This is a genomic window from Niallia sp. Sow4_A1, assembly GCF_052116745.1.
GTDB lineage: Bacteria > Bacillota > Bacilli > Bacillales > Cytobacillaceae > Niallia > Niallia hominis.
The window spans coordinates 1-321 of the sequence record NZ_JBQKKM010000159.1 but is presented as its reverse complement, the minus strand read 5'-3'; the positions used below and the strand labels follow the sequence as shown (position 1 = coordinate 321).

Below are 321 nucleotides of genomic sequence, written 5' to 3'. Positions count from 1 at the left end.
CCTACTCTCACAGGGGGAGAACCCCCAACTACCATCGGCGCTTTAGAAGCTTAACTTCCGTGTTCGGTATGGGAACGGGTGTGACCTTCTCGCTATCGCCACCAGACTTTTTCTCAAGACATATATTATTATACATATTTTTGAGATTTTTTCAAGTATAATTTTAGAAAATTATTCCCTGAAAACTAGATTATGAAGTAAAGAAAAAATTGAGTAATCATTTTAGTTAAGTCCTCGATCTATTAGTATCAGTCAGCTCCACATGTCGCCACGCTTCCACCTCTGACCTATCAACCTGATCATCTTTCAGGGATCTTACTA

General features: G+C 39.3%; 2 rRNA genes. Both read right to left on the bottom strand.

What is annotated here, in order from left to right:
- A 5S ribosomal RNA gene (rrf, locus tag ACTQ5K_RS25655) occupies window positions 1–106 on the bottom strand; the annotation flags it as partial.
- A 116-nt stretch (window positions 107–222) separates the two neighbouring features.
- Window positions 223–321, bottom strand: a 23S ribosomal RNA gene (locus ACTQ5K_RS25650); the annotation flags it as partial.